Source organism: Mycobacterium sp. SMC-15 (assembly GCF_045310925.1).
Taxonomy (GTDB): Bacteria; Actinomycetota; Actinomycetes; order Mycobacteriales; family Mycobacteriaceae; genus Mycobacterium.
The window spans coordinates 147,799-170,889 of sequence record NZ_JBJIAJ010000008.1; the positions used below are offsets into that span (position 1 = coordinate 147,799).

23 protein-coding genes and 1 pseudogene are annotated in these 23,091 nt (G+C 67.3%); 12 read left to right on the forward strand and 12 right to left on the reverse strand.

The window, feature by feature from the left end:
- Window positions 1-5: 5 nt before the first annotated feature.
- A pseudogene (locus ACJH71_RS13690) lies at window positions 6-1,910 on the reverse strand (glycoside hydrolase family 15 protein); the annotation flags it as partial.
- 341 nt (window positions 1,911-2,251) lie between these two features.
- On the opposite strand from ACJH71_RS13690, the gene ACJH71_RS13695 reads away from it, so the two are divergent.
- The 5 genes from ACJH71_RS13695 (at window position 2,252) to ACJH71_RS13715 (ending at window position 6,540) form a co-directional block, all read left to right on the forward strand.
- Entirely contained in the window at window positions 2,252-2,449 is a 198-nt protein-coding gene (locus tag ACJH71_RS13695) for a hypothetical protein (RefSeq protein WP_047320021.1), read from the forward strand.
- 417 nt (window positions 2,450-2,866) lie between these two features.
- Entirely contained in the window at window positions 2,867-3,850 is a 984-nt protein-coding gene (locus ACJH71_RS13700; protein ID WP_406758638.1) for an extracellular solute-binding protein, read from the forward strand.
- Window positions 3,847-4,698, forward strand: coding sequence for a sulfate ABC transporter permease subunit CysT (gene cysT / locus ACJH71_RS13705; RefSeq protein ID WP_406758551.1), 852 nt, complete (start codon window positions 3,847-3,849; stop codon window positions 4,696-4,698). Before ACJH71_RS13700 ends, cysT begins: the two co-directional genes overlap by 4 nt.
- Before the next feature lies 1 nt (window position 4,699).
- Window positions 4,700-5,512 carry a sulfate ABC transporter permease subunit CysW gene (gene cysW, locus ACJH71_RS13710; protein WP_406758552.1) on the forward strand — a complete coding sequence of 271 codons (813 nt, stop codon included), beginning with the start codon at window positions 4,700-4,702 and terminating at the stop codon, window positions 5,510-5,512.
- Window positions 5,509-6,540, forward strand: coding sequence for a sulfate/molybdate ABC transporter ATP-binding protein (locus tag ACJH71_RS13715; RefSeq protein WP_406758553.1), 1,032 nt, complete (start codon window positions 5,509-5,511; stop codon window positions 6,538-6,540). Before cysW ends, ACJH71_RS13715 begins: the two co-directional genes overlap by 4 nt.
- Window positions 6,541-6,583: 43 nt before the next feature.
- Here ACJH71_RS13715 and ACJH71_RS13720 read toward each other — a convergent pair whose 3' ends face one another.
- The 6 genes from ACJH71_RS13720 to ACJH71_RS13745 all read right to left on the reverse strand — a co-directional run bounded on the left by ACJH71_RS13720 (window position 6,584) and on the right by ACJH71_RS13745 (window position 12,561).
- Window positions 6,584-8,221, reverse strand: a complete 1,638-nt coding sequence (locus ACJH71_RS13720) for a sulfite reductase flavoprotein subunit alpha (RefSeq protein WP_406758554.1) — start codon at window positions 8,219-8,221, stop codon at window positions 6,584-6,586.
- Complete coding sequence (locus ACJH71_RS13725; protein WP_406758555.1) at window positions 8,218-9,030, reverse strand: iron reductase; 813 nt, start codon at window positions 9,028-9,030, stop codon at window positions 8,218-8,220. The genes ACJH71_RS13720 and ACJH71_RS13725 overlap by 4 nt, the downstream gene beginning before the upstream one ends.
- Window positions 9,031-9,135: 105 nt before the next feature.
- Window positions 9,136-9,879, reverse strand: coding sequence for a sirohydrochlorin chelatase (locus tag ACJH71_RS13730; RefSeq protein WP_406758556.1), 744 nt, complete (start codon window positions 9,877-9,879; stop codon window positions 9,136-9,138).
- Entirely contained in the window at window positions 9,858-10,601 is a 744-nt protein-coding gene (locus tag ACJH71_RS13735) for a phosphoadenylyl-sulfate reductase (protein WP_406758557.1), read from the reverse strand. The genes ACJH71_RS13730 and ACJH71_RS13735 overlap by 22 nt, the downstream gene beginning before the upstream one ends.
- The gene (locus tag ACJH71_RS13740; RefSeq protein WP_406758558.1) at window positions 10,598-12,277 is read right to left on the reverse strand and encodes a nitrite/sulfite reductase; all 1,680 of its coding nucleotides are present in this window, start codon (window positions 12,275-12,277) and stop codon (window positions 10,598-10,600) included. Before ACJH71_RS13740 ends, ACJH71_RS13735 begins: the two co-directional genes overlap by 4 nt.
- A gap of 113 nt (window positions 12,278-12,390) precedes the next feature.
- Complete coding sequence (locus ACJH71_RS13745; protein WP_406758559.1) at window positions 12,391-12,561, reverse strand: Ms4527A family Cys-rich leader peptide; 171 nt, start codon at window positions 12,559-12,561, stop codon at window positions 12,391-12,393.
- On the opposite strand from ACJH71_RS13745, the gene ACJH71_RS13750 reads away from it, so the two are divergent.
- Genes ACJH71_RS13750 through hemW form a run of 3 tightly spaced genes read left to right on the forward strand, consistent with a single transcriptional unit; the run spans window position 12,547 to window position 14,845 of the window.
- Window positions 12,547-13,218 (forward strand): hypothetical protein, encoded by a 672-nt coding sequence (locus ACJH71_RS13750; RefSeq protein ID WP_406758560.1) that lies wholly within the window; start codon window positions 12,547-12,549, stop codon window positions 13,216-13,218. The two genes, ACJH71_RS13745 and ACJH71_RS13750, sit on opposite strands and share 15 nt — an antisense overlap.
- Entirely contained in the window at window positions 13,215-13,610 is a 396-nt protein-coding gene (locus ACJH71_RS13755) for a transglycosylase family protein (RefSeq protein WP_406758561.1), read from the forward strand. Before ACJH71_RS13750 ends, ACJH71_RS13755 begins: the two co-directional genes overlap by 4 nt.
- 50 nt (window positions 13,611-13,660) lie before the next feature.
- Window positions 13,661-14,845 carry a radical SAM family heme chaperone HemW gene (gene hemW, locus ACJH71_RS13760; protein WP_406758562.1) on the forward strand — a complete coding sequence of 395 codons (1,185 nt, stop codon included), beginning with the start codon at window positions 13,661-13,663 and terminating at the stop codon, window positions 14,843-14,845.
- Here the strand turns inward: hemW and ACJH71_RS13765 are convergent.
- Entirely contained in the window at window positions 14,842-15,114 is a 273-nt protein-coding gene (locus tag ACJH71_RS13765; protein ID WP_406758563.1) for a hypothetical protein, read from the reverse strand. The genes hemW and ACJH71_RS13765 overlap by 4 nt on opposite strands.
- A gap of 514 nt (window positions 15,115-15,628) precedes the next feature.
- Here ACJH71_RS13765 and ACJH71_RS13770 point away from each other — a divergent pair.
- From ACJH71_RS13770 to ACJH71_RS13785, 4 genes are all read left to right on the forward strand, one after another.
- Window positions 15,629-16,654, forward strand: a complete 1,026-nt coding sequence (locus ACJH71_RS13770) for a Rieske 2Fe-2S domain-containing protein (protein WP_406758564.1) — start codon at window positions 15,629-15,631, stop codon at window positions 16,652-16,654.
- A complete protein-coding gene (locus ACJH71_RS13775) occupies window positions 16,651-17,145 on the forward strand; it encodes a hemerythrin domain-containing protein (protein ID WP_406758565.1) in 495 nt (164 codons plus the stop codon). Before ACJH71_RS13770 ends, ACJH71_RS13775 begins: the two co-directional genes overlap by 4 nt.
- Window positions 17,146-17,210: 65 nt before the next feature.
- Window positions 17,211-18,557 (forward strand): salicylate synthase, encoded by a 1,347-nt coding sequence (locus ACJH71_RS13780; RefSeq protein WP_406758566.1) that lies wholly within the window; start codon window positions 17,211-17,213, stop codon window positions 18,555-18,557.
- Window positions 18,558-18,627: 70 nt separating this feature from the next.
- Window positions 18,628-18,897 (forward strand): metal-sensitive transcriptional regulator, encoded by a 270-nt coding sequence (locus ACJH71_RS13785; protein WP_406758567.1) that lies wholly within the window; start codon window positions 18,628-18,630, stop codon window positions 18,895-18,897.
- A gap of 21 nt (window positions 18,898-18,918) precedes the next feature.
- On the opposite strand, the gene ACJH71_RS13790 is transcribed toward ACJH71_RS13785, so the two are convergent.
- The 4 genes from ACJH71_RS13790 to ACJH71_RS13805 are packed head-to-tail and all read right to left on the reverse strand — an operon-like array spanning window position 18,919 to window position 23,072.
- A complete protein-coding gene (locus ACJH71_RS13790; RefSeq protein WP_406758568.1) occupies window positions 18,919-19,815 on the reverse strand; it encodes a MerR family transcriptional regulator in 897 nt (298 codons plus the stop codon).
- Window positions 19,812-21,281 (reverse strand): flavin-containing monooxygenase, encoded by a 1,470-nt coding sequence (locus ACJH71_RS13795; RefSeq protein WP_406758569.1) that lies wholly within the window; start codon window positions 21,279-21,281, stop codon window positions 19,812-19,814. Before ACJH71_RS13795 ends, ACJH71_RS13790 begins: the two co-directional genes overlap by 4 nt.
- A 1-nt stretch (window position 21,282) precedes the next feature.
- Window positions 21,283-22,203, reverse strand: a complete 921-nt coding sequence (locus ACJH71_RS13800) for a ferritin-like domain-containing protein (protein WP_406758570.1) — start codon at window positions 22,201-22,203, stop codon at window positions 21,283-21,285.
- An 11-nt stretch (window positions 22,204-22,214) separates the two neighbouring features.
- Window positions 22,215-23,072, reverse strand: coding sequence for an SDR family NAD(P)-dependent oxidoreductase (locus tag ACJH71_RS13805; RefSeq protein ID WP_406758571.1), 858 nt, complete (start codon window positions 23,070-23,072; stop codon window positions 22,215-22,217).
- Window positions 23,073-23,091 lie beyond the last annotated feature (19 nt).

Genomic DNA, 23,091 nt, shown 5'->3' on the forward strand with positions numbered 1-23,091 from the left:
GAGCGCTACATCGGCGCGTTCGCGGGCTGGAAGCCCCCGGTGGAGTCGGCCTCCTCCTCGGCGCGGATCACGTGGACGACCGCGTTGATCAGCGCCAGGTGCGTGAACGCCTGCGGGAAGTTGCCCAGGTGCCGGCCGGTGCGGGGCTCGATCTCCTCGGCGTAGAGGTGCAGCGGGCTGGCGAACGACAGCAGCCGCTCACACAGATGCTTGGCCCGGCTGACCTCGCCGATCTCCACCAATGCCGAGACCAGCCAGAACGAGCAGATGGTGAAGGTGCCCTCGGCGCCGGACAGCCCGTCGTCGGTCTCCTCGGTGCGATAGCGCAGCACCAGGCCGTCCTCGGTGAGCTCTTCGGCGATCGCCATGACGGTGGCGCGGACCCGCGGGTCGTCGGCCGGCAGGAATCGGGTGAGCACCACCAGCAGCAACGATGCGTCCAGCGCCGGGTTGCCGTAGGTCTGGGTCAGCACGCCGCGGGAATCGACCCCGTTGGCCAGCACGTCCGCCTTGATCTCCTCGGCGATCGCGCGCCACTGCTTGGCGTAGGAGACCGCGCCCTGTAGCTCGGCCAGCTTCGATCCGCGGTCGAGCGCCACCCAGCACATCACCTTCGATGAGGTGAAGTGCTGCGGTTCGCCGCGCACTTCCCAGATGCCCCGGTCGGGTTCGCGCCAGTGTTTGATCGCCTCTTCCACCTGGCGTTTCAGTACCGGCCACAGGGTTTCCGGGATTTGCTCGCGGGATTTGGCGTGCAGGTAGACCGAATCGAGCATGGTGCCCCAGATGTCGTGCTGCTGCTGGTTGTAGGCACCATTGCCGATCCGTACCGGACGGGCGTTGTCGTAGCCGGACAGGTGGTCCAGCTCCTGCTCGACCAGTTCGTGCTCCCCGCCGACGCCGTACATCACCTGCAACGGGTGTTGCTGCCCGTTGTTGACGCCGGACACGTCGGCGATGAACGAGAAGAAGTCGTCGGCCTCGCGGTCCAGCCCCAGCGTGTACAGGCCCCACAGGGTGAACGCCGAGTCACGTACCCAGCTGTATCGGTAGTCCCAATTCCGTTCGCCCTGAGGTGTTTCCGGCAGCGACGTGGTGGGCGCGGCCAATAGGGCTCCGGTCGGTGAATAGGTCAGGCCCTTCAGCGTCAGCGCGCTGCGCTGCAGATAGGAGCGCCACGGATGGTCGGGGAAGTTTCCGATGTTGATCCATTGCCGCCAGCACTCGGTGGTGTTCCACATCTTGTCGGCGGCTTCGGCATAGCTTTGCGGCGCAGGGTGTTTCGACCAGCTCAAGGCCACGAAGACGTCATCGCCCTCGGTCAGTCGGGTGCGGGCCCGGGCCTCGCGGCCCTCCAGCCCCAACCGCAGGTTCGTGGTCAATCGCAGCGTCGGGTGGGCGTCCGGGTTCTGCCGGGCCCGCGCGATCGCCTCGCCATAGGCGTTGGCCGAGTATTCCCAGGTGGCGCTGGTGCGGTGATAGTCGAAGGCCGGCTCGCAGCTCATGGTCAGCTCGACGGTGCCACTGACGCAACGCACCGTGCGCAGCAGGATGTGTTCGGCGTCCCAGTCGGTGGGTGTGCGCCGGTGGGTCTGGGACCGAGCTTCGATGTCGTGCCATTTACCCATCACCAGCGCGTCCCGCACGATCAGCCAGCCGGTGTGGGTCTGCCAGGTGGTTTCCATGATCGGACTGCCGGGCAGGTAGCGCCGTGCCGCGGGCACCGAGACCCCGTACGGCCCGAGCCGAAAGTGTCCGGCGCTGCGGTCCAGGATGGCGCCGAAGACGCTGGGGGAATCGGGGCGCGGCAGGCACATCCACTCCACCGATCCTGCCGCCGAGATCAGGCAGGTGTTCTCGCAGTCCGACAGGAATGCGTAGTCGGCGATCGGCGGAAACGGGTTGCGGACCTGACTCGGTGTCGCCGCATAGGGCACCGGGGCGGTCGCTGACAGAGGAGGCGTCGGAGCGGCGGTGTTGGAGCCACCGACGGGGGCGATGATCTCCGGGGCGGTCTTGGCGGGTGCATCGCCCGGCGGGGTGTGCAGATCCATTCCGCCATCATCTCTGGCCTCATGCCGCGCGTCTACCCGGATCGGCCGATCGTGGCTTCGACTGCGGCCCGCCAAGATAACAGCGGTGACCGGCTTCGCCGTGCTGCGCCGCGTTTGCGATCGTCGCGCTGGGACGATGGCGGCGACCCGCTTCGCCCGGCTCCGCCGCGCTTGCGATCGCCGCTACAGTAGGCAGGGTGGTGGGCTTCCTGAGCTGGTGGGACGGTGTTGAGCTGTGGCTGTCCGGCCTCGGCTTCGTGGTGCAGACCGCGGTGGTGATGCCCGTGGTGTTGTTGCTGGCCTACGGTCTGGCCTCAGTACTGGACGCGGCTTTAGGGGAGGGAATCCGGGTGCAGGAGCGTGTGCGGCACGGTCGCGACGGTGGGGCCCGCTGATGCCGCGTTCGCAGGTCACGTTGGTGCTGGTCGGCCTGATTGTGCTGGTGATCGTCAGTTGGCTGCTGACGCGCTGAGCCCTTCGGACGCGCTGAACCGGGCCGGGCGCTGCCCGCACCGCGCTCTGTTATGCTTCCCCGCATGTTCGCAGCGACCGGTGACCGGCGGCGCCAGTTTTTGGCGTTCCCGAAGCTCGCCGTGATCACTTCCGCTGTGGCCGACCTGCACTGTTGTCGCTGATACCGCACCCGTCGGCGTACCGGTGTCGTCCTTGTTGACGCACGATCTTTAGAAATCGAACGCCTTTCGCGATCCGACGGACAAGCATTCTTGCCGACGTCTATACGGATTCGCCCGGAAAGGTCATCAATGCCCAACACCATCGCGCGCAACATCGCGCTGGCACTGGCCGCCGCCATGGCAGTCACCACGCTCGCAGGATGCGGCGGCGGACCCAGCGATGTCGTTGGAGGCGGTGAGCGCTCCGACGCGCACACCACCCTGACGCTGGTGGCCTACGCGGTTCCCGAACCCGGTTGGAGCAAGGTGATCCCGGCCTTCTACAACACCGAGGAGGGCGCCGATGTCCAGATCGTCACTTCCTATGGCGCATCGGGCGACCAGTCCCGCGGGGTCGCCAGCGGCAAACCCGCCGACATCGTGAACTTTTCGGTAGAACCCGACGTCACCCGCCTGGTCAAGGCGGGCAAGGTCGCAGAGGACTGGAACGCCGATGTCACCAGGGGAATCCCGTTCGGTTCGGTGGTGACCTTGGTGGTCCGGCAGGGCAATCCCAAGCACATCACCGGCTGGGACGACCTGTTGCGGCCCGGGGTCGAGGTGATCAGCCCCAGCCCGCTGAGCTCTGGCTCGGCCAAGTGGAATCTGCTGGCCCCGTACGCCGTCAAGAGCGAGGGTGGCAAGAATCCGCAGGCCGGCCTGGACTTCATCGAGAAGCTCGTCAGTGACCATTTCAAGCTGCGCCCGGGCTCCGGTCGCGAGGCCACCGACGTGTTCCTGCAGGGCAGTGGCGACGTGCTGATCAGCTATGAGAACGAGGCGATCGCAGTCGAGCGCAAGGGAAAGCCGGTGGAGCACGTCAACCCGTCGCAGACCTTCAAGATCGAAAACCCGTTGGCGGTGGTGACCTCCAGTCGGCACCTTGACACCGTCACCGCGTTCAAGAACTTCCAGTACACGGCGGCGGCGCAACGCCTCTGGGCCGAAGCCGGCTTCCGCCCGGCCGACCCGAGCATCGCCGACGAATTCCGCCACGCGTTCCCGGATCCCGACAAGCTGTGGACGATCGCCGACCTCGGCGGGTGGGACGTCGTCGACAGCTCCCTCTTCGACAAGTCGAACGGCGCCATCACCAAGATCTATACCCGGGTCACCGGATGAGCGCGACAGTGGTCGCCGAGGCGACTCGGCCCGGCGAGGGCGGCACTCATTCGAGATTCCGCCGCGAAGGGGTGTCGCTGCGCGTCGGTGCTGCCACGGTGTGGCTGTCGCTGATTGTGCTGGCGCCGCTGGCCGCGATCGCCTGGCAGGCCGGCGGCGGCGGATGGCGTGCGTTCCAGTTGGCGGTCAGCTCGCACGCCGCACTGCAGTCGTTTCGGGTGACGCTGACGATCGCGGCCGGCGTCACCGTGCTCAACCTGGTTTTCGGCCTGTTGATCGCGTGGGTCCTGGTGCGCGACGACTTCATCGGCAAGCGCTTCATCGATGTGATCATCGACCTGCCGTTCGCGCTGCCCACCATCGTCGCGAGCCTGGTGATGCTGGCGCTCTACGGTCCCGCCAGCCCGGTGCACGTGCATCTGCAGCACACCGCCTGGGGCGTCGGTCTGGCGCTGGCGTTCGTCACGCTGCCCTTCGTGGTGCGGTCCGTGCAGCCCGTGCTGCTGGAGATCGACCGGGAGGTCGAGGAAGCTGCCGCGTCGTTGGGCGCCTCCGGGCTGACCATCTTCCGCGTGGTGGTGCTGCCGGCCCTGACCCCGGCGCTGTTGACGGGGGCGGGGCTGGCGTTCTCCCGAGCGATCGGTGAGTTCGGTTCGGTGGTGTTGATCGGTGGCGCGGTGCCCGGCAAGACCGAGGTGTCCTCGCAGTGGATCCGCACGCTGATCGAGAACGACGATCGCACCGGCGCGGCGGCGATCTCGTTGGTGCTGCTCGCGATTTCTTTCCTGGTGCTGCTCGCGTTGCGGGTGCTGGGGTCGCGAGTGAGCAAGCGGCAGGAGAGGTCCTGACATGACGTCGTCACGCAAGATCCGCTATCTGTTCCGCTTCCTGGCGGTGGCCTACATCGGGCTGCTGCTGATCGTCCCGGTGTCGCTGATTCTGTGGCGCAGCTTCGAACCCGGCTTGGGACAGTTCTACGACTACATCTCCACGCCGGCGGCCATCTCGGCGCTGCAACTGTCGGTGCTGGTGGTGGCGATCGTGGTTCCGCTGAACGTCATCTTCGGTATTCCGACAGCATTAGTACTGGCGCGCAATAAGTTCCGAGGCAAGGGCGTGCTCCAGGCGGTCATCGACCTGCCGTTCGCGGTCTCGCCGGTGATTGTCGGTGTGGCGCTGGTCGTGCTGTGGGGATCTGCGGGATTGCTGGGCTTCGTTGAGAACGACTGGGGCCTCAAGATCATCTTCGGCCTTCCCGGCATCGTGCTGGCCAGCATCTTCGTCACGCTGCCGTTCGTGATCCGAGAAGTCGAACCGGTGCTGCATGAACTGGGCACCGATATGGAGGAAGCGTCGGCCACGCTGGGTTCGAGCTGGTGGCAGACGTTCTGGCGGATCACGCTGCCCTCGATCCGCTGGGGGCTGACCTACGGGATCGTGCTGACGGTGGCGCGCACCCTCGGCGAGTACGGTGCGGTGCTGATCGTGTCGTCGAACCTGCCCGGTAAGTCGCAGACCCTGACATTGCTGGTGTCCGACCGTTACAACCGCGGCGCCGAATACGGCGCCTACGCCTTGTCCACGCTGCTGATGACAGTGTCGGTGTTGGTTTTGATCGTCCAGGTGGTGCTCGACGTGCGGGCCGGAAAGGGAAACAAATGAGCAACGCAATCACGGTGCGCGGGGCGAACAAGCGCTACGGCGACTTCGTCGCATTGGACAACGTCGACTTCGCGGTCCCGTCCGGCTCGCTCACGGCGCTGCTCGGCCCCAGCGGCTCGGGCAAGTCGACCCTGTTGCGGGCCATCGCCGGCCTGGATCACCCGGACAGCGGAACAGTCACCATCAATGGAGTCGATGTCACCGGTGTGCCGCCGCAGCGGCGCGGGATCGGATTCGTCTTCCAGCACTACGCGGCGTTCAAGCACATGACGGTGCGCGACAACGTGGCGTTCGGGCTCAAGATCCGCAAGCGGCCCAAGTCTGAAATCAAAGAAAAGGTCGACAACCTGCTGGAAGTGGTGGGGCTCAGCGGTTTTCAGACCCGCTACCCCAACCAGCTGTCCGGTGGCCAGCGCCAGCGGATGGCCCTGGCACGGGCGCTGGCGGTGGACCCGCAGGTGCTGCTGCTCGACGAACCGTTCGGGGCACTGGATGCCAAGGTTCGCGAAGACCTGCGGGCCTGGCTGCGCCGGCTGCACGACGAGGTGCACGTCACCACGGTGCTGGTCACACACGATCAGGCCGAGGCGCTGGACGTCGCGGACCGCATCGCCGTGCTGAATCAGGGGCGTATCGAGCAGCTCGGCACCCCGACCGAGGTTTACGACGCTCCGGCGAACGCGTTCGTCATGTCGTTCTTGGGCGCGGTGTCCTCGCTCAACGGAGCGTTGGTTCGTCCGCACGACATCCGGGTCGGTCGCACCCCCGACATGGCGGTGTCCGCGGCAGCGGTCGACGGCACCAACGGGGTCGGGGTGCTGCGCGCCGTCGTCGACCGGGTGGTGGCTCTGGGCTTCGAGGTGCGGGTCGAGCTCACCAACGCCGCCACGCAGGTGCCGTTCACCGCGCAGATCACCCGCGGGGACGCCGAAGCGCTCGCGCTGGCCGAGGGGGACACCGTCTACGTGCGGGCCACCCGGGTGCCGCCGTTGACCGATGTGGCGGCAGACGCACCGGTGTCGGCCTAACAGCTCGGTAGGCCTTCCCCGCGCCGGACCGCGCGGGGAAGGCCTAGTAGACGTCCCGCAGATAGCGGTGAGTCTTGATGAGCTGGTTGACATACGCGTGCGCCGCAGCGGTGTCCATGTTGCCGGCGGTGGCCACGATGGCATGCAGCGCGGCGTCGACGTCCTTGGCCATGCGTTCGGCATCGCCGCACACGTAGAGCAGCGCGCCCTCCTCCAACCAGCTGAAGAGCTCGGTCGAGTTCTCCCACATGCGTTGCTGGACATACCGGTTCGGTGCGTCGGCGGCGCCGTCGCGGGAGAACGCAAGGTCGAGCCTGGACAGCACCCCTGACCGGAGATGGTCCTCGAACTCGGCTTGGTAGAGGAAGTCGCCGGCCCGGCGCCGATTCCCGAAGAACAGCCACGAACGTCCCTTCGCCCCGACGGCGCGGCGTTCTTGCAGGAATGCTCGAAACGGCGCCACTCCGGTCCCAGGCCCGATCATGATGACCGGGACATCGGGCCCGGGCAGTCGGAACGAATGAGTGGGCCGCAGATGTATTCGCACCGTTTCGGCGCGATCGGCCAGAAACGTGGTGGCCACGCCGCCATAGTGGCGGTCCGCGAGGGCATAACGGACGGTCGCGACGGTCAGGTGCACGTGGTCGGGGCTGACCAGCGGGCTAGACGCGATCGAGTAGTCGCGGTACTGAAGCGGGCGCAAGGTGTCGATCACCTCGTCCGCAGTCAGCGTACCCAGTCTGATCAGGTCGAGAACGTCCCGGCCGTAGAGCCAAGAGTCCTGTGTCGCAGCGGCATTCTCGCCGAGGGCGGCCGCGGCATGCTCATCGCGGCTGCGTGCCGCCGCCAGCTCCCGCAGTGCCCGCGACGGCGTCCGTATCTCGAGGTGGTGTGTGAGCAGCGTTCCGAGCGGTTCGTCGTGGCCGGGAACCGTGTGTTCGGGCCCCAGGCCGAACTCGGCCAGGATGGCGTCGACCAGGGCGGGATCGTTCACTGGGTGCACGGCCAGGGAATCGCCTGCGGCATAAGCGATGCCAGAGCCGCTGAGGTCCAGTTCGAAGTGGCGGACCTCCTTGTCGGATCCAGGCGCCGTGAGCAGCCGGTTGACCACGACGCGGGCTTCGAAGGGGTGATCCCGGTCGGGGTTGGCCGGTGCGGTCTCCTCGGGCGGTTGTGCTGCGCGGCCGGACACGACGGCGCCGGCAGTGGCCGTGGTGTGCTCTGCTGCCAGGAGCTTGACGACGTCCGTCGTCCACGCCGCGGCCGGCTTGGCGTAGGAGCCGTCGATCTCGACCCGTTCGGCCAACCGGGTGGCGCCCAACTGTTCCAGACGTGCATCGAGCAGTCGACCAGCGTTGCAGAACAGGTCGTAGCCGGTGTCACCGAGGGCGAGCACCGCGAAACTCAGGTGTTCCAGACGGTCGGCGGCTTCGGCGCTCAGTGCCTCCCAGAACAGCGTGGCGTTGTCGGGAAACTCGCCGTCGCCCCAGGTCGAGGTGACGACGATGAGGTGGGTGGCCGACTGCAGGTCGGCGATGTCCACTTGGTTGAGTTCAACGGCCTCCGCGCTGAGACCGGTGGTCTCTTCGAAGGCCTCGGCGAACGACATGGCGGCGTCCTCGGCGTTGCCCATGTCGCTGCCGTAGCCGACGAGCATCGAGAAGTCGGGGCGGGAGCTCACAGTTGTGGCCCGCCCGAACTCGACACAGTGCTGGTGGGGACCCGACGGGAAGCTGTCCTCGGTTGAAGTGCTGACATGGCGGGCCCCCGTACTGGCAGGCCGAAGCCGACCATCGCGTCCAGGATGGCCTGGCTACGCCGGAAGCTGATGGCCTCGTCCTGCTCGGTGTGGCGTGGCAACTGGGCGGCCGCCACCACCACAGTCGAACCCAGGAGTTGCCACATCGATGAGATCGAGATCGCCCCCTCGCACACCGAGTGGAGCCAGACGAACAGCGGCGCCAGGGTCCGGTGGCAGCGGTGTGCCGCCCAGGTGGTCAGGGCCGACTCGCTCGGCAGCACCACGACCGCTTCGGCCTGGCAGCGCTCGCCCTTCTGCTGGATCCAGGGATCGTCGGGCAGCACCCGCACGGTCGGATCGACAACGGCCACCCAGTCGATGTCGTTGTCCCGGTCGAAGTGCACCCACAGGTTCTCCAGGCCCGCGTCCCACGCGCGTCCCTCGAGAAGGACCAGTGGAAGGAGCCGACCCAGCACTTCGTGGATCAAGCGCGCAGCCAACACGTTTCCGGCCGCGCGGCGATCGGTCATGGCGGCGGTCTCGTCGAAGCGGACCCGCAGGCGGTCGATGGTGAAAACCGAATCCAACGGGAACCATCGGCGTTTGTTGACGTCGGCGAGAACCGCGACACCGTAGGTTCGCGGGCAATGCGGATGGATCTGGCGAAGCCTGGTACATGATTCGTGCAGCGCGAACCGCCGACGGATTACCATTCTCGCGATAAGGGGATCCTCGCCCGTGGACGTCACCCAAGCTCCTTACGTAGGTTAGGCTAACCATACTAAGGGCGAAGGGTGGCGATGAGTGCTGTGACGGGTTTCACTGCGGAACGGTTGTTGGTAGTCCGCCGTGCGTCAGGCGGCAGCCTGGGCGGTCAGGACGCCTTCGACGCGGTCCAGCACGGTCGCTGCCACCAGGCGATGCGCGCCGAGCGGCTCGGCCATCGGGATCCCAGCCTGCGCGGCGTAGGTGGCCAACCGGTCGGTGATCCTGCCGTGGGCCAGGAACCACGGGGCGATCATCAGCTTCGTCGCGCCGCGGGCTCGCAAGCGTTCCGCGGCTTCGGGTACCGATGGCTGGGGTCCGTCAGTGGCGAAGGCGACTTCTACTCCGGCCCAACGTGTTCCGCGATACAGCGGGGCTGCGATCGTAGCGGTCTGAGCGTTGGCCGCCGCGTGCGAGGAGCCCACCGCGACCACCACCACACCCAGCTCAGGGTCGAACCGAGAGGCACCGGCGCTCGACAGGCGTTCACCGAGAACCTGCACCAGACGGCTGTCCTCACCCAGCGTCGGAGCCACTCGTACGCCGACGCCGGACTCCGCGATCATCGCCGGAATATCGACGCGGGCGTGGTACGCGCTGGCCAACAGCAGTGGGACGACGACGGTGTCGTCGCCTGCACTGCCGGTGGTCTCGCGCAGCACGTCGCGCAGGTTCGGGGTGCTGTGTTCACAGAACGCCACGCGTACGGCGTATTCGGGCGCCAGCCGGCGCAGATGGCCGGCGATCGCACAGGTGTTGGCAGCCGAGCGCGGATCCCGGCTGCCGTGTGCGGTCAGCACCAGCGTGGTGGTCACGAGGCGTGAAGCCCGCATTCGGTCTTGGTCAGACCCGCCCAGCGCCCGCTGCGCGGGTCGGCACCCTCCGCCGGCTTGATGGTGCACGGTGCGCAGCCGATCGACGGGTAGCCCTCATCGATCAGCGGGTTGACCAGCACGTTGTTCGCGACGATGTAGGCGTCGAACTCCTCGTCGGACCAGGCGGCGATGGGGTTGATCTTCACCAGACCGAACTGCTCGTCGAAACTGACCAGCGGCGCGTTGGCACGCGTCGGCGCTTCCACCCGGCGCAACCCGGTGACCCACGCCGAGTAGTCGCGCAGCGTGCGGGACAGCGGCTCGACCTTGCGCAGCCGGCAGCACAGCGCCGGATTGGACCCGAACAGGTCTTTGCCGTGGGCCGCGTCCTGCTCGGCCACGGTCTGCTGTGGGGTGACGTTGACCAACGCGATGTCGTACATCGCCTCCACCGCGTCGCGGGTGCCGATGGTCTCGGCGAAGTGGTAGCCGGTGTCGAGGAACAGCACCGGAACGCCCGCGCGGACCTTGGCCGCCAGATCCACCAGCACCGCGTCGGCCATGTTGGAGGCCACCACGTAGTTGCAGGAGGAGGCGGGTCCTCCTGAAGCGTCGAGCCCGTTCACCCCGCCGAAGTTCGCATCCGTCCACTCCAGCAGCTCGGTGGCGCTGGCGCCGTCGAGCTCGGCCGCGCCCTTGGCGGCCAGCTCACGCAACTCCGCTTCGCTGTGGGGTCTCATCGCAGATCGTCTTCTTCGGCACGCACCGCCCACTGGGCGAAACGCTCACCGGCGCTGCGCTGCTTGATGAAGTTGCGCACCACTCGCTCGATGTAGTCGCCGAGCTCGTCGCTGTAGACCTTGTGCTGGCGCAGCTTGCGGCCGAACCCACTGTCGGCGCCCAGGCTGCCGCCGAGGTGCACCTGGAATCCGGGGACCGAATTGCCGTTGCCGTCGTCGATCATCTGGCCCTTGAATCCGATGTCGGCCACCTGGATCCGGGCACACGAGTTCGGGCACCCGTTGATGTTGACCGTGACCGGCACGTCCAGCACCGCGTTGAGGTCATCGAGGCGTTGCTCGAGCTCCGGAACCAGGCTCTGGGCCCGCACCCGGGTCTCGACGAACGACAGCTTGCAGAACTCCAGTCCGGTGCAGGCCATCAGGTTGCGCCGCCACGGCGACGGGTTGGACGGCAGGCCGAGCGCATCCAGTTCGGCCACCAGCCCGTCGACCTTGTCGTCGGGAACGTCGAGGATGACCAGCTTCTGGTACGGCGTGAACCGGGCCCGGTCCGAACCGACCTGCTCCATCAGTTCAGCGACCTTGAGCAGCGTGGCGCCGTTCACCCGGCCGGAGATCGGGGCCACCCCGATCGCGTTGCGGCCGTTGCGGGTCTTCTGCACCCCGACGTGGTCGACGGTCGCGGTGTGCTGCTCCGGTGCCGGCCCGTCGATCAGCGGGCGCTTGAGGTACTCGGTTTCGAGAACTTGGCGGAACTTTTCGACGCCCCAGTCCTTGACCAGGAACTTCAGCCGGGCCTTGGAACGCAGCCGGCGGTAGCCGTAGTCGCGGAACAGGCTTGTGACGGCCTCCCAGACGTCGGGCACCTCGTCCAGCGGCACCCACGCGCCGAGCCGCTGGGCCAGCATCGGGTTGGTGGACAGGCCGCCGCCGACCCACAGGTCCAAGCCGGGGCCGTGCTCGGGGTGGTTGACGCCGATGAAGGAGATGTCGTTGATCTCGTGGGCGACGTCCGGCAGACCGGAGACCGCGGTCTTGAACTTGCGCGGCAGGTTGGCGAATTCCGGGTTGCCGATGTACCGGCGGACGATCTCGTCGAGGGCGGGGGACGGGTCGAGGACCTCGTCGAGCGATTCCCCGGCCAGCGGGGACCCGAGCAGACCACGCGGGCAGTCACCGCAGGCCTCGATGGTCTGCAGCCCGACCGCATCCAGTCGGTCCCAGATCTCGGGGACCTTCTCGATCTCGATCCAGTGGTATTGCAGGTTGTTGCGGTCGGAGATGTCGGCGGTGCCGCGGGCGTAGTCGACCGAGATCTCGCCAAGGGTCCGCATCGCGGCGGCAGACAGTGCCTTGCCGTCGCAGCGCACCCGCATCATGAAGTACTTGGCCTCCAGCAGGTCGGCGTTCTCGTCGCCGGTGAAGGTGCCGTCGTAGCCCTGCTCGCGCTGGGTGTAGAGGCCCATCCAGCGGAAGCGCCCGCGCAGGTCGTCCTTGGTGATGGAGTCGAACCCCTGCTTGGAGTACACATCGACGATCCGGGCCTGCACGTTCAGCGCCGGGTCTTCCTGCTTGAACTGCTCGTTGGGGTTGACCGGTTCGGTCTCGCCGAGCGCCCACTGGGCCTCGCTGCGCTTGGCCCTGCTCGGGGGAGCAGTCGGAGTGGCGGTCATGGATTCTCCTTCAAAGAGGAGCCGGCGGGATTGAGCGCGGTGCACCGGCAACTGTCTCCGGCGGCGCAGATCCGGCGGCCAGCTGGAAAATACAGGTGGGCGGTTCTACGACATCAAGGCAGACAGCGACAGCTGCAAACACGCTTGAAATCGATATGCCGCCGAGCCACCAAGGCAACCCCGGACGAGGTGCAGTAGGCGGCGGTCACAACGGCGATTATGCCATGGATGCCGAAAATCTTCCTTACCGGCGCAAAGTTGTGATCAGCGTGAGCAAAACTCATCTGGGGCTCGACGCTGCGGCGGTCGGGCCGGGGGAGCGGATCGGAACGGCTCGGGGCTATGCGCCTCGGTACCGGGCCACCGCAGACGGACAGCCGATCGGAAGGCGGGTGGGACAGGTGAGTGTCGACTTCGGATGGGAACCGGTGTGGGAACCACTGCCGGTGGCCGAGCCGCCACCGCGCACGAGCGGCCGTGCCCAGCTGCGCCGCTGGCTGGCAGTGGCGACGTTGACGGCCACGGTCGGTTGCGGCGGATGGCTGGCGGTCCAGCATTACCAAACCCACCTCGCCGGTGAGCAGGCTCTTGCGGCCGCCGAGGCATATGTGTTGCGGCTGAGCAACATCGACGCCGACAACATCGATCGTAATTTTGCCGACATCACCGACGGATCGACCGGCGAGTTCCGGACCATGCACACCCGTTCCAGCGTGACGCTGCGTCAGCAACTGATCGACAGCAAGGCGACGGCGCGCGGGAACGTCGCCGAGGCGGTGCTGAAGTCCGCCGACCGGAATCACGCCGTGGTGGTGCTTCTGGTCGACCAGGCTGTGCGTAACGCCGACAACCCCGAACCCGTGCTCGATCACAGCCGGATCCGAATGACCATGGACAAGGTCGACGGTCGCTGGCTGGCCAGCAAGGTGGAGTTGGTATGAGGAAGTTCACAGCGCTTACGGCGGGTGTGCTGCTGGTCGGCGCCGCCGAATTGTCCGGCTCGGCCAGCGCCGACCCGATCGACTGGGAAGCGATCGCCCGCTGCGAATCCGGCGGGAACTGGACAGCCGATACCGGCGACGGTGGCTACGGCGGGTTGCAGATCAGCGTCGCGGATTGGGGCGACAACGGCGGCGTGGGACTGCCCTCGCAGGCGTCGGCACAACAGCAGATCGCCGTCGCCAAGCGCATCATGGCCAACCGCGGCCCTGGGGCATGGGCGGGATGCGTGTCGCGTGGCGACGCCGCCGGTACTGCGCCGGTCGGGTCACTGACCCACTACGTGTCCACGCTGGACGCGGACACGCCGGCGATCGGCGGGCCATCGGACTGAGGGGTTGACGCCACGGCGCCGCCCGCGGCGCCGTGGGATGATCGGGCCCCATGACATCCACCCCGCCTGCCGTAGCGCTGCCCGGCGTGGCGCCGGACCGGCGCGGCCACGACGGCCCGTTCGGCGTGTATGTGCACGTGCCGTTCTGTTTCACCCGGTGCGGCTACTGCGACTTCAACACCTACACCCCGGCGGAGCTCGGCGGCGCCAACCCCGACGCCTGGGTGGCTGCGCTGGGGAAGGAACTGGAACTGGCGGCAGCCCGGCTGGGCGGCCAGCCGGCCGACACGGTTTTCGTCGGGGGCGGCACACCGTCGCTGCTGGGCGGGGCGCGGCTGGCGCGCGTGCTCGACCATGTTCGCGAGCACTTCAGACTGGCCGACGACGCCGAGGTCACCACCGAGGCGAACCCGGAGTCGACGTCGCCGGAGTTCTTCAAATCGATCCGTGCCGCGGGGTACACCCGGGTCTCGCTGGGCATGCAGTCGGTGTCGCCGCGTGTGCTGGCCACCCTGGACCGCATCCATTCGCCGGGCCGGCCGGTGGCGGCCGCCCGCGAGGCGCGCGCCGCCGGCTTCGAGCACCTCAATATCGACCTGATCTACGGCACCCCCGGCGAGACCGATGACGATCTGCTGCGGTCGGTGGACGCTGCGCTGGAGGCGGGCGTGGATCACGTCTCGGCCTACAGCCTGATCGTGGAGGACGGCACCGCACTGGCCCGTCGGGTCCGGCGCGGGGAACTGCCCGCTCCCGAGGGTGATGTGGCGGCACATCGCTACGAGCTGGTCGACGGCCGGCTGCGAGCGGCCGGGATGGACTGGTACGAGGTGTCCAACTGGAGCCGGCCCGGCGCAGCCTGCCGGCACAACCTGGGCTACTGGGCCGGCGGCCGTTGGTGGGGCGCCGGACCGGGCGCACACAGCTACGACGGCGCCCTGCGCTGGTGGAACGTCAAGCACCCCAGCACTTACGCGCAATTGTTGGGGGACAACGCCCTGCCGGTGGCCGGCTTCGAAGAACTCTCCGTCGCCGACCGGCACACCGAGGACGTGATGCTGCGACTGCGGATGCGCGACGGGCTGGCGCTGGCGGTTCTGGATGCCGAGGAGCGCGAGCGCGCCGCAACCGCGATAGCCGACGGCCTGCTGTACATCGACGGTGAGCGACTGGTGCTGACCGATCGCGGCCGGCTGTTGGCCGACGCGGTGGTGCGTTCGCTGCTGGCAGGTTAGCCGCTGAACCAGCCGCGGCCGCCGTCCCAGCTGCCGCAGATGCCGTTGAAGCAGCCGTGGCCGAAACCACCCTGGCCGGGGACAAAGCCGCCACAGCCCTGCCAACCGGCGTCATGGCCACAGCCACCGCCTCCGCCGTTGCCGTCCGGGCCGCCGGAACCGTGCGGTTGGGCGACCGCGGTCTGGCCGGGCGTGCCCGCCGAGCCGGTCATCAGCATTACGCCTGTCGGGGCTGCGGCGATTGCCGCGGCGGCTGTCGCTACGAACATCGATCCCACGAGTTTGCGAATACTTAGCATGACTCCATAGTCCGCGCGGATGTCGGCGTTGCCAACCTTTGTGTGAGGACTGATACCGAATCGTGAACGCCTGTTACGCGTCACTGCAATCTCATCGCAGCGGCCGGCGCCACTCATCCGCTGGCCTGTCCGGCGACTAAGTGGGAAACCGCAGATACGGTTTAGGCGGTACTTCGACATGTGGGTGTTGTACACCGGAAATGCGTTACCAACATATTCACAGCAATCTTGTCTTGGCGTTGCCAGGTCCGCCTCGCGGGGCGCGGAATGGCGGTTGCAGGAGCGTTAATTGCAGTGCTAAACAACACGTTTTGTATAGCCGCGACGCGTAGCGTCAGCCTGGTATGTAGCGGGAGTCGGGTACAGACAGCAATATCGTAATCCGTTACTTGTAGGAGATCGTATATGCGGGTATGTTCGCGGGATAGATCCGCAAACGAGGACCAGCGCATGGCGTAGCCGGGGCAGATGGAGGACCGACGGGATGGCAGTTCAACGGGCGCGAGGCGCCGCGGACCGGGCGCACGGAGCCGGCGGGCGAGTGCTGGAGATTCTCGGTCGACAGGAGTGGATGGACCGGCCCAGCTACCGGCTGGAGAACGTATTGAGCTTTGCGTTCAATGCTTTCGGCGGGGCCAGGACCCGGGTGACCAATTTCTTGAACGGCGTGTGGCTGGGTCACCCGGTACATCCGCCGTTGGCATCGCTGACCACCGGTGCCATTGGAACAACCGTCGCCCTGGATGCGCTGAGTCTGCTGCCGAGCAAGTCCGCGACGGAAGTGCTTGACGCGTCGCGATTCGCCCAGCGCGCCCTGGGGCTGGGGATTGCGGCCAACTTCGCTTCCGCGGCCACCGGGGTGACCGACTGGCAGCACACCCACGACAAGGATCGGCGTATCGGGCTGGTGCACGGCGTGCTGAATCTCGTCGCCACGGGTCTGTACATCCAGTCCTGGCGGGACCGGCGCCGCGGCCGGCAGCTGCGCGGCATCGTGACCAGTGCGGTCGGCTATGGGATCACCTCGGCCAGCGGATTCCTGGGCGGCGCGCTGGTGTTCGGCTCGGGCATCGGGATGGACCAGTCCGGTGATCGGCTGCGCATCGACGACTGGACGCCGGTGCTTCCGGAGGCGGAGCTCCCGGCCGGCAAGAAGCCCAAGCGCATCGACGTCGACGGCGTCGCGGTGGTGCTGTGCCGCAACGGCGACAGCGTCTCGGCGTTCGCCGGACTGTGCCCGCACCTGGCCGCACCGATGGAAGACGGCTGGGTGGACCGCGGCCGGATCGTGTGCCCGTGGCACGGCTCGCAGTTCGACGTGGAAACCGGTGCGGTGCTGCGTGGACCGTCTGCCGCGCCGCTGCCCTGCTACCAGGCGCGGGTGCGTGACGGAATGGTCGAGCTGCGCGACGGCGCGGTGACCCCCCTTGGTGAGGGCCGGGTCAAATATCTCGCCTCGCAGACCCTGGCGTGCCCCGAACTCGCGGAACAGAAGGAGATCGCACAATGAGTGACGCCTACACCGTCTTGCGGGACCACCACAACGTGCTGCGCGGGTTGGGCGGCCGGTTGAAAGCCGCTCCCGTCGGCTCGGCCGAGCGGCAGCAGACCCTCGATACCTTGCTGCGCGAGTTCACCATCCATATGAAGATCGAGGACGACATCTACTATCCGGCGCTGGCGGCCGCGAGCAAGCTGATCGCGATCGCACACGCCGAGCATCGACAGATCTACGACCAGCTGGCGGTGGCATTGCGGACGCCGACCAGCTCACCTCGGTATGTGGACGAGTGGAATTCCTTCCTGACGGTCCTGGAGGCGCACGCCGACGAAGAGGAGCGCGACCTGGTGCCTCCGCCGGCGCCGGTCGACCTGACCGATGCGGAGCTGGAGGACCTGGGCAATCGGATGGCCGCGGAGATGGAGCGGCAGCGCAATTCCAAGTTCGAGCAGCTGCACGTGAAAGCGCGAGCGAGACTGCTGGCCCTGCTGCCCGGCTGAGGTCGCGCGCGGGTTCGCGGGGCGAGGCGCACGTCACTTGGTAGGTTAGGCTACATTTACTAATCGTGTCCGAGGTCGGTGTCGAAACAGTCTCCGAAGCTGCGTCGTCGGTGCCGTTGCCGCCGGGTATCGAGCCGGCCGATCTGGCTGCCGCGCTGGCCGCGGAACTGCCCGAACATGACGGTCAGGAGTACCTGCTCTACGAGCGCGGCGGAAGTTGGACCCTGGCCGCCGGGGTTCGCGCCGCCGTCGAGCTGGACAGCGACGAGCTGCGCACGGTCCGCGACGGGGTGGTGCGTCGCGAACACTGGCGGGGCCGACCGGCAGCAGTGCTCGGTGAGGCGGTGGACCGGTTGCTGCTCGAGGCGGCCGAGGTATTCGGCTGGGTGGCTTTCGAATTCGGAACCTACCGATTCGGACTGCAGGAGCGGTTGGCACCGGGAACCGCACTGGCGCGGGTGTTCTGGCCGCAGACCCGTATCGTCGTCACCGCCGAGAAAGTCGAGCTGTTCGGGCACAGTGACCGGGCGGTCGGGGTGCTGGAGCGCCTGTTGGCCGACGGAGTCCCCGCGCTGGCGGAGCCGTCGCCGATCGTGGTCGACGCGGACGGCGCCGGCTATCGCGATCGGGTGGCGACCGCGGTCGAGGAGATCCGTGCCGGCGGCTACCGCAAGGTGATCCTGTCGCGCTGCGTCGACGTGCCGTTCGCGCTGGACTTCCCGTCGACCTACCGGCTGGGCCGGCGGCACAACACCCCGGCTCGGTCATTCTTGTTGCGGTTGGGCGGGATTAGGGCGCTCGGGTACAGCCCGGAGCTGGTGGCCGAGGTGCGCGGCGACGGCGTGGTGGTCACCGAGCCGCTGGCCGGGACTCGTGCACGCACCGGTGATCCCGCGATCGACGCGGCGGTCCGAGCCGAGCTGGAATCCGATGCCAAGGAGATCGTGGAGCACGCGATCTCGGTTCGCACCTCGGTGGACGAGATCACCGCGATCGCCGAGCCCGGCACCACCGTCGTCGCCGATTTCATGACCGTCCGAGAGCGGGGGAGTGTCCAGCATCTGGGGTCGACGGTGCGCGGCCGGCTGGATCCCGCCCGGGATCGGATGGATGCCCTCGAGGCGCTGTTCCCCGCGGTCACGGCGTCGGGAATTCCCAAATCGGCCGGCATCGACGCCATCCTGCGGCTCGACGAGTGCCCGCGAGGGCTGTACTCCGGCGCGGTGGTGATGTTCTCGGCGGACGGCGGCCTCGATGCCGCGTTGACGCTGCGGGCGGCCTACGAAGGCGGCGGGCGCTGCTGGCTGCGGGCCGGAGCGGGTGTCATCGCCGAGTCACGGCCCGAGCGGGAATTCGAGGAGACCTGCGAGAAGCTGGCCACCCTGGCGCCGTATCTGATCGCCGAGCGCTGAATCCGCCGCCCCACTCCCGGAGTGAGATACCCTATAGGGTATAACAGGCGGCTCGGGGAGAGGACCTCACGTGCTTGATGACGAAGACAGCGTCAAGTCGGTATTGAACCGGTTGCGCCGTGCGCACGGCCAGCTCGCCGGGGTGATCGCGATGATCGAAGGCGGCCGCGACTGCAAGGACGTGGTCACCCAGCTTGCCGCGGTCTCGCGGGCGCTGGACCGAGCTGGCTTCAAGATCGTCGCCAGTGGACTTCGCGAATGCCTGTCCGGTGAATCCGCCAACGGTAAGGCGCCGCTCACCGAGGACGAGCTCGAGAAGCTGTTCCTCGCCCTGGCCTAGCGGCATCGTACGCGGCGTGGGTCACTGCAGCAGCGACTCGGTGAGCAGGCCGCTGACCATCGACTCGATGGTCGATTCGATCGACGAGGCCAGGGTGGCGGTCACTGATGCGACGGCCTGGGTGCGGAACCGCACCAGCATGCCGATCAGTTCGGCGATCTCGGTGTCGGCCGGCAGGGGCGCACCGGGCTGGATCCGGGTCAGGACGTGCTCGGCGCCGGCTCGCACCAACATCTGGCTGATCGCGTCGATGTGCGGCAATGACTGCTCGTAGAGGTCGATGAGCTTGTCGATGGCAATGCCGTAGCCGCGGACCTCGTTGAACGCATCGATCAGCTTGGGCCTGGTTATGGTGGCCACGGCGTCGGCCTCGTTGAGGCGGACCACCCCGAGCGCCACCAGTCGCCGCATCGCCGGCGGGTCGCCGATTCGCCGCTCGGCCTCCGCGCGCGGCATGGTCTCGGGCCGTTCGGTGGTCCAGCTACCGGCGATCGCGCTTTCCAATCCCAGGATGTCGCCGAGGTCCTTGCCCTGCTCCCAGGCGCCGATCATCTCTTTGACGTGCGCGATGGTGTAGCCGCGGTCGAGCATCGAGGTGATCAGCCGCAGCCGGGTCAGGTGAGTGTCGTTGTACAACGCGATCCGCCCGACCCGTCGCGGCGGCGGCAGCAGATCCCGGTCCCGGTACACCCGTACGTTGCGGGTGGTGGTGCCGCCCAATCGGGCCAGGTCGTCGATCCGGTATTCGCGCGATGCCGTGTTGCCGCCCGGATGGCGCACCACGATCTCGAAGAGCTGGGTCACCGCGGCCTCGATCACCTCGCGGGACTCGCGCCGCACTCGGCGGGGGACCCGCCGCAGATTGGCCAGCACCCCGGCGATGGAGTCGGGCTTGGCGGGACGATCCGGTCCGGTCATGCCACCGCGTGGTAGTCGGAGAGGCGGAAACTGCGCATCTGCCGAAGATACTGCGTTGCGAACCCCGGGTACATCGACGCGTTGAAACCGTCCTCGGTCAGATACCAGCTGCGACATCCCGACATCCAGGTCGTCTTACCCAGTCGCCGCTGAATCTGCTCGTTATGGCGCCGTTGTACATCGTCACGCACGTCCAGGTAGCGCAGGCGCCGCCCGCGGATCGCACCGATGGCACGCACCACATAGTCGATCTGGCCTTCGACGTAGACCAGCAGGGAGTTGTGGCCCGGCCCGGAGTTGGGGCCGGTCATGAAGAACAGGTTCGGGTAGCCGTGGGCCTGAATGCTCTTGAAGGCCTGGCCGCCGCCGCTCCAGTCCGCGGCCAGTGAGCGGCCGCCCAGCCCGGTGACCGGAAACGGCGGGCCGGTCAGGTGCACGTCGTAGCCGGTCGCGAACACAATGGCGTCCAGGTGGTGCTCCACGCCGTCGCTGGTGCGGATGCCCGACGGGCTGAGCGTGGCGATCGGCCAGGCGATCAGCTTGCAATTGTCACGCTGCAGCGCCGGGTAGTAGTCGCTGGAGATCAGCATGCGCTTGCAGCCGGGGGTGAAGTCCGGGGTGAGTTGGCGACGCAACCAGGGATCTTTGACCGTTGCGCGTAGGTGGGCTTTGCCCAGTTGGGCCACCAGGCCGGTGAGCGGAGTGTTCCACACCAGTGCGGTGGCGCTAGCCTCGTGCCCCCAGAACAGCGCCTGGCGGGCAAGCTGCTGGGCGGCAGGGACTTTGGCGAACAGATCCTGGACCGCGGCCGGCATGGCCATGTCCAGGCGGGGGATCACCCAGCCCGGAGTGCGCTGAAAGACCTTGACGAATCCAGCTTGTTCGACCAGCTCCGGGATGATCTGCACCGCACTGGCGCCGGTGCCGATGACCGCAACCCGCTTGCCGGTGAAGTCGTAGTCGTGATCCCAGCGTGCGCTGTGGATCTTGTGGCCGGTGTAGCTCTTCAGACCGCGCAGGGCCGGGAGGCTGGAATCCGGCAGCGGCCCGGATGCCAGCACCACGGTGCGGGCCCGAAACTTCGTGCGCCCGGCCGACACCGTCCACACGCCGTCGCCCTCATCGAAAGTCAGTCCGGTGACCTCGGTGCCGAACCGGATGTGGCGGCGCAGGTCGAACCGGTCGACCATGTCCTCGATGTGCGCACAGATCTCACTGGCCGAGGGGTAGGCCCTCGACCACGCGGGGTTGGTGACGAACGAGAAGGAATACAGCAGCGACGGAATATCGCACGCCGCACCGGGATAGCGGGTGTCGCGCCAGGTGCCGCCGACCCGGTCGCTGCGCTCCAGGATGACGATCTCGTCGGGTCCGGCGAGGCCGGCCTCCGCCAGCTTGATCGCCGCGCCGATCCCGGTGAACCCGGCGCCCACGATCAGCGTCTGGTAGATGTGCGCGCGCGCCATGTCAGGCCGCCGGTTCGTGGGTGAGCTCTTTGAACCAGCTCGGGATGGGCTTGAGCAGTCGTTTGGGGTACAAGCCGGAGAGCCACACCGCCGGGTTGGCCAGCAGGTGATAGGGGCTGTCCGGGTTGGCCATCCAGCCCGAGTAGCGCTTGATCACCTGGTAGGCCGGCACCCGCCGGGTGTGTTCGCCTCGTTCGCCGAACTGCGTAAAACGCATCAGCGCCGCGTAGAGCCGCTGGGGATCCAGTCCCATGCCGATGACCTCGTTGCGAATCCGGTTGAGCAGCGGGACCGAGATCAGCGCGCCGACGATCAGTGAGGGGGAGGCTACGGTGCCGACGAACTCGATGGCCAGCCTGCGGGCGTCGGCGTGGCCGATCAGCTCCAGCACCTCGAAATCAACGGCGATGTGCCGGGATTCGTCGTTGTTGATCTTCTCGAACACCTGATGACAGACCGGGTCATCGACCTCGTCGAGCAGAAACTTGAGCAGGGCGCCGTCAAGTGCCACTTCCAGCATCGGGATCACCGTGCCCAGCACCGACAGCGGCAGGTCGTCGGAGTAGTCGTCGAGCCATTGCATCGCCAACCGGATATTCACATTGGGCTCGGGCATCTCGCCGTCTTCGAGCATGCCCCAGCGCTTCATCAGCGCCAGTTCGGCGTTGGCGTGGCGTTGCTCCTCGGCATGAAAGTAGCGGTAGATCTCGGCCAGCGTTGCGGTGGGCGCCTTGCGTGCCATGGCCGCAAAGCCGCGGGCGCCGATGTTCTCGATCCAGCACAGGTCGGCCATGAACTTCTTGAGCTTCGGCGCCATCTCGGGACGGATCAGCTCGGCTCCCGGTGCGTCCCAGTCGATATCGGCCAGCGCCCATTGCCGATCCTTGATCTTGGTGAGCATGACGTCCATGTCGAGAGCCATCGTGATCTCCTTTAGTCGGACCTACCTGGGAATGCCGCACTGGCACGGAATGCCAGTCCGATGGTTCGGGTGAATGTCTCCGGTGCGAAACGTTTGATGTTCCAACCGATCTTGGCGTCCAGTTGCGGCATGCAGTACAGCCCGCCGCGGTCGTGGGTGTCCAGGCAGTCGCGGGCAACGCGCCCAGCGGAGAGCCCGGTCCAGCGCATCAGCAGGTTCGCCGCCTCGCTGGATTGGGCGGTGATCCGGCCGGATTCGACGATGTTGGTCTTGACGAACGTCGGGCACAGCACGGTGACACCGATGCCGGTACCGGACAGCTCGGCCGCCAAGGTCTCCGACAGCGAGAGCACGCCCGCCTTGCTGACGTTGTAGGCCGCCATTTCCGGGGCGGCGCCGAACGATGCGGCGGAGGCGACGTTGATGATGCCGCGAGGCTGATCGGGTACTGCCTCCCGAAGGATCGGGGTGAAGACGTGGCAGCCGTGGATGGGGCCCCACAGGTTGATGCCCAGCGTCCAGTTCCAGTCATCCATCGGCATCTCGCCGATCGGTTGCCCGCCGGCTCCGACGCCGGCGTTGTTGATCACCAGGGTGGGGGCGTGGCCGAACCAGGACTGTGCGGCCTCGGCTAGCGCGGTGACCTCGTCGAGCCGCGAGACGTCGCAGTGCACGGTGGTGGCGCGGCCGCCCGCGCCGGTGATGGCCGCGGCGGTGCCCTGGGCGGCGTCATCGTCGATATCGCTGCAGACCACGGCGCTGCCGCGGCGGGCGAGTTCGATGGCGAAGGCGGCTCCGATGCCGCTTCCGGCGCCGGTCACGACGGCGGAGGCCCCGTGGCTGCGTTTGGGCGATCGGCCAAGGATCATGTGACTGAGTCAACAGTCA

Coding starts and splice junctions, on each gene's coding strand:
- ACJH71_RS13700 (WP_406758638.1), top strand. CDS start 2,867: ATGGCAGTCACCACGCTCGCAGGATGCGGCGGCGGACCCAGCGATGTC.
- cysT (WP_406758551.1), top strand. CDS start 3,847: ATGAGCGCGACAGTGGTCGCCGAGGCGACTCGGCCCGGCGAGGGCGGC.
- cysW (WP_406758552.1), top strand. CDS start 4,700: ATGACGTCGTCACGCAAGATCCGCTATCTGTTCCGCTTCCTGGCGGTG.
- ACJH71_RS13715 (WP_406758553.1), top strand. CDS start 5,509: ATGAGCAACGCAATCACGGTGCGCGGGGCGAACAAGCGCTACGGCGAC.
- ACJH71_RS13730 (WP_406758556.1), bottom strand. CDS start 9,879: ATGCGGGCTTCACGCCTCGTGACCACCACGCTGGTGCTGACCGCACAC.
- ACJH71_RS13735 (WP_406758557.1), bottom strand. CDS start 10,601: ATGAGACCCCACAGCGAAGCGGAGTTGCGTGAGCTGGCCGCCAAGGGC.
- ACJH71_RS13740 (WP_406758558.1), bottom strand. CDS start 12,277: ATGACCGCCACTCCGACTGCTCCCCCGAGCAGGGCCAAGCGCAGCGAG.
- ACJH71_RS13745 (WP_406758559.1), bottom strand. CDS start 12,561: ATGAGTTTTGCTCACGCTGATCACAACTTTGCGCCGGTAAGGAAGATT.
- ACJH71_RS13755 (WP_406758561.1), top strand. CDS start 13,215: ATGAGGAAGTTCACAGCGCTTACGGCGGGTGTGCTGCTGGTCGGCGCC.
- hemW (WP_406758562.1), top strand. CDS start 13,661: ATGACATCCACCCCGCCTGCCGTAGCGCTGCCCGGCGTGGCGCCGGAC.
- ACJH71_RS13765 (WP_406758563.1), bottom strand. CDS start 15,114: ATGTTCGTAGCGACAGCCGCCGCGGCAATCGCCGCAGCCCCGACAGGC.
- ACJH71_RS13770 (WP_406758564.1), top strand. CDS start 15,629: ATGGCAGTTCAACGGGCGCGAGGCGCCGCGGACCGGGCGCACGGAGCC.
- ACJH71_RS13775 (WP_406758565.1), top strand. CDS start 16,651: ATGAGTGACGCCTACACCGTCTTGCGGGACCACCACAACGTGCTGCGC.
- ACJH71_RS13790 (WP_406758568.1), bottom strand. CDS start 19,815: ATGACCGGACCGGATCGTCCCGCCAAGCCCGACTCCATCGCCGGGGTG.
- ACJH71_RS13795 (WP_406758569.1), bottom strand. CDS start 21,281: ATGGCGCGCGCGCACATCTACCAGACGCTGATCGTGGGCGCCGGGTTC.
- ACJH71_RS13800 (WP_406758570.1), bottom strand. CDS start 22,203: ATGGCTCTCGACATGGACGTCATGCTCACCAAGATCAAGGATCGGCAA.
- ACJH71_RS13805 (WP_406758571.1), bottom strand. CDS start 23,072: ATGATCCTTGGCCGATCGCCCAAACGCAGCCACGGGGCCTCCGCCGTC.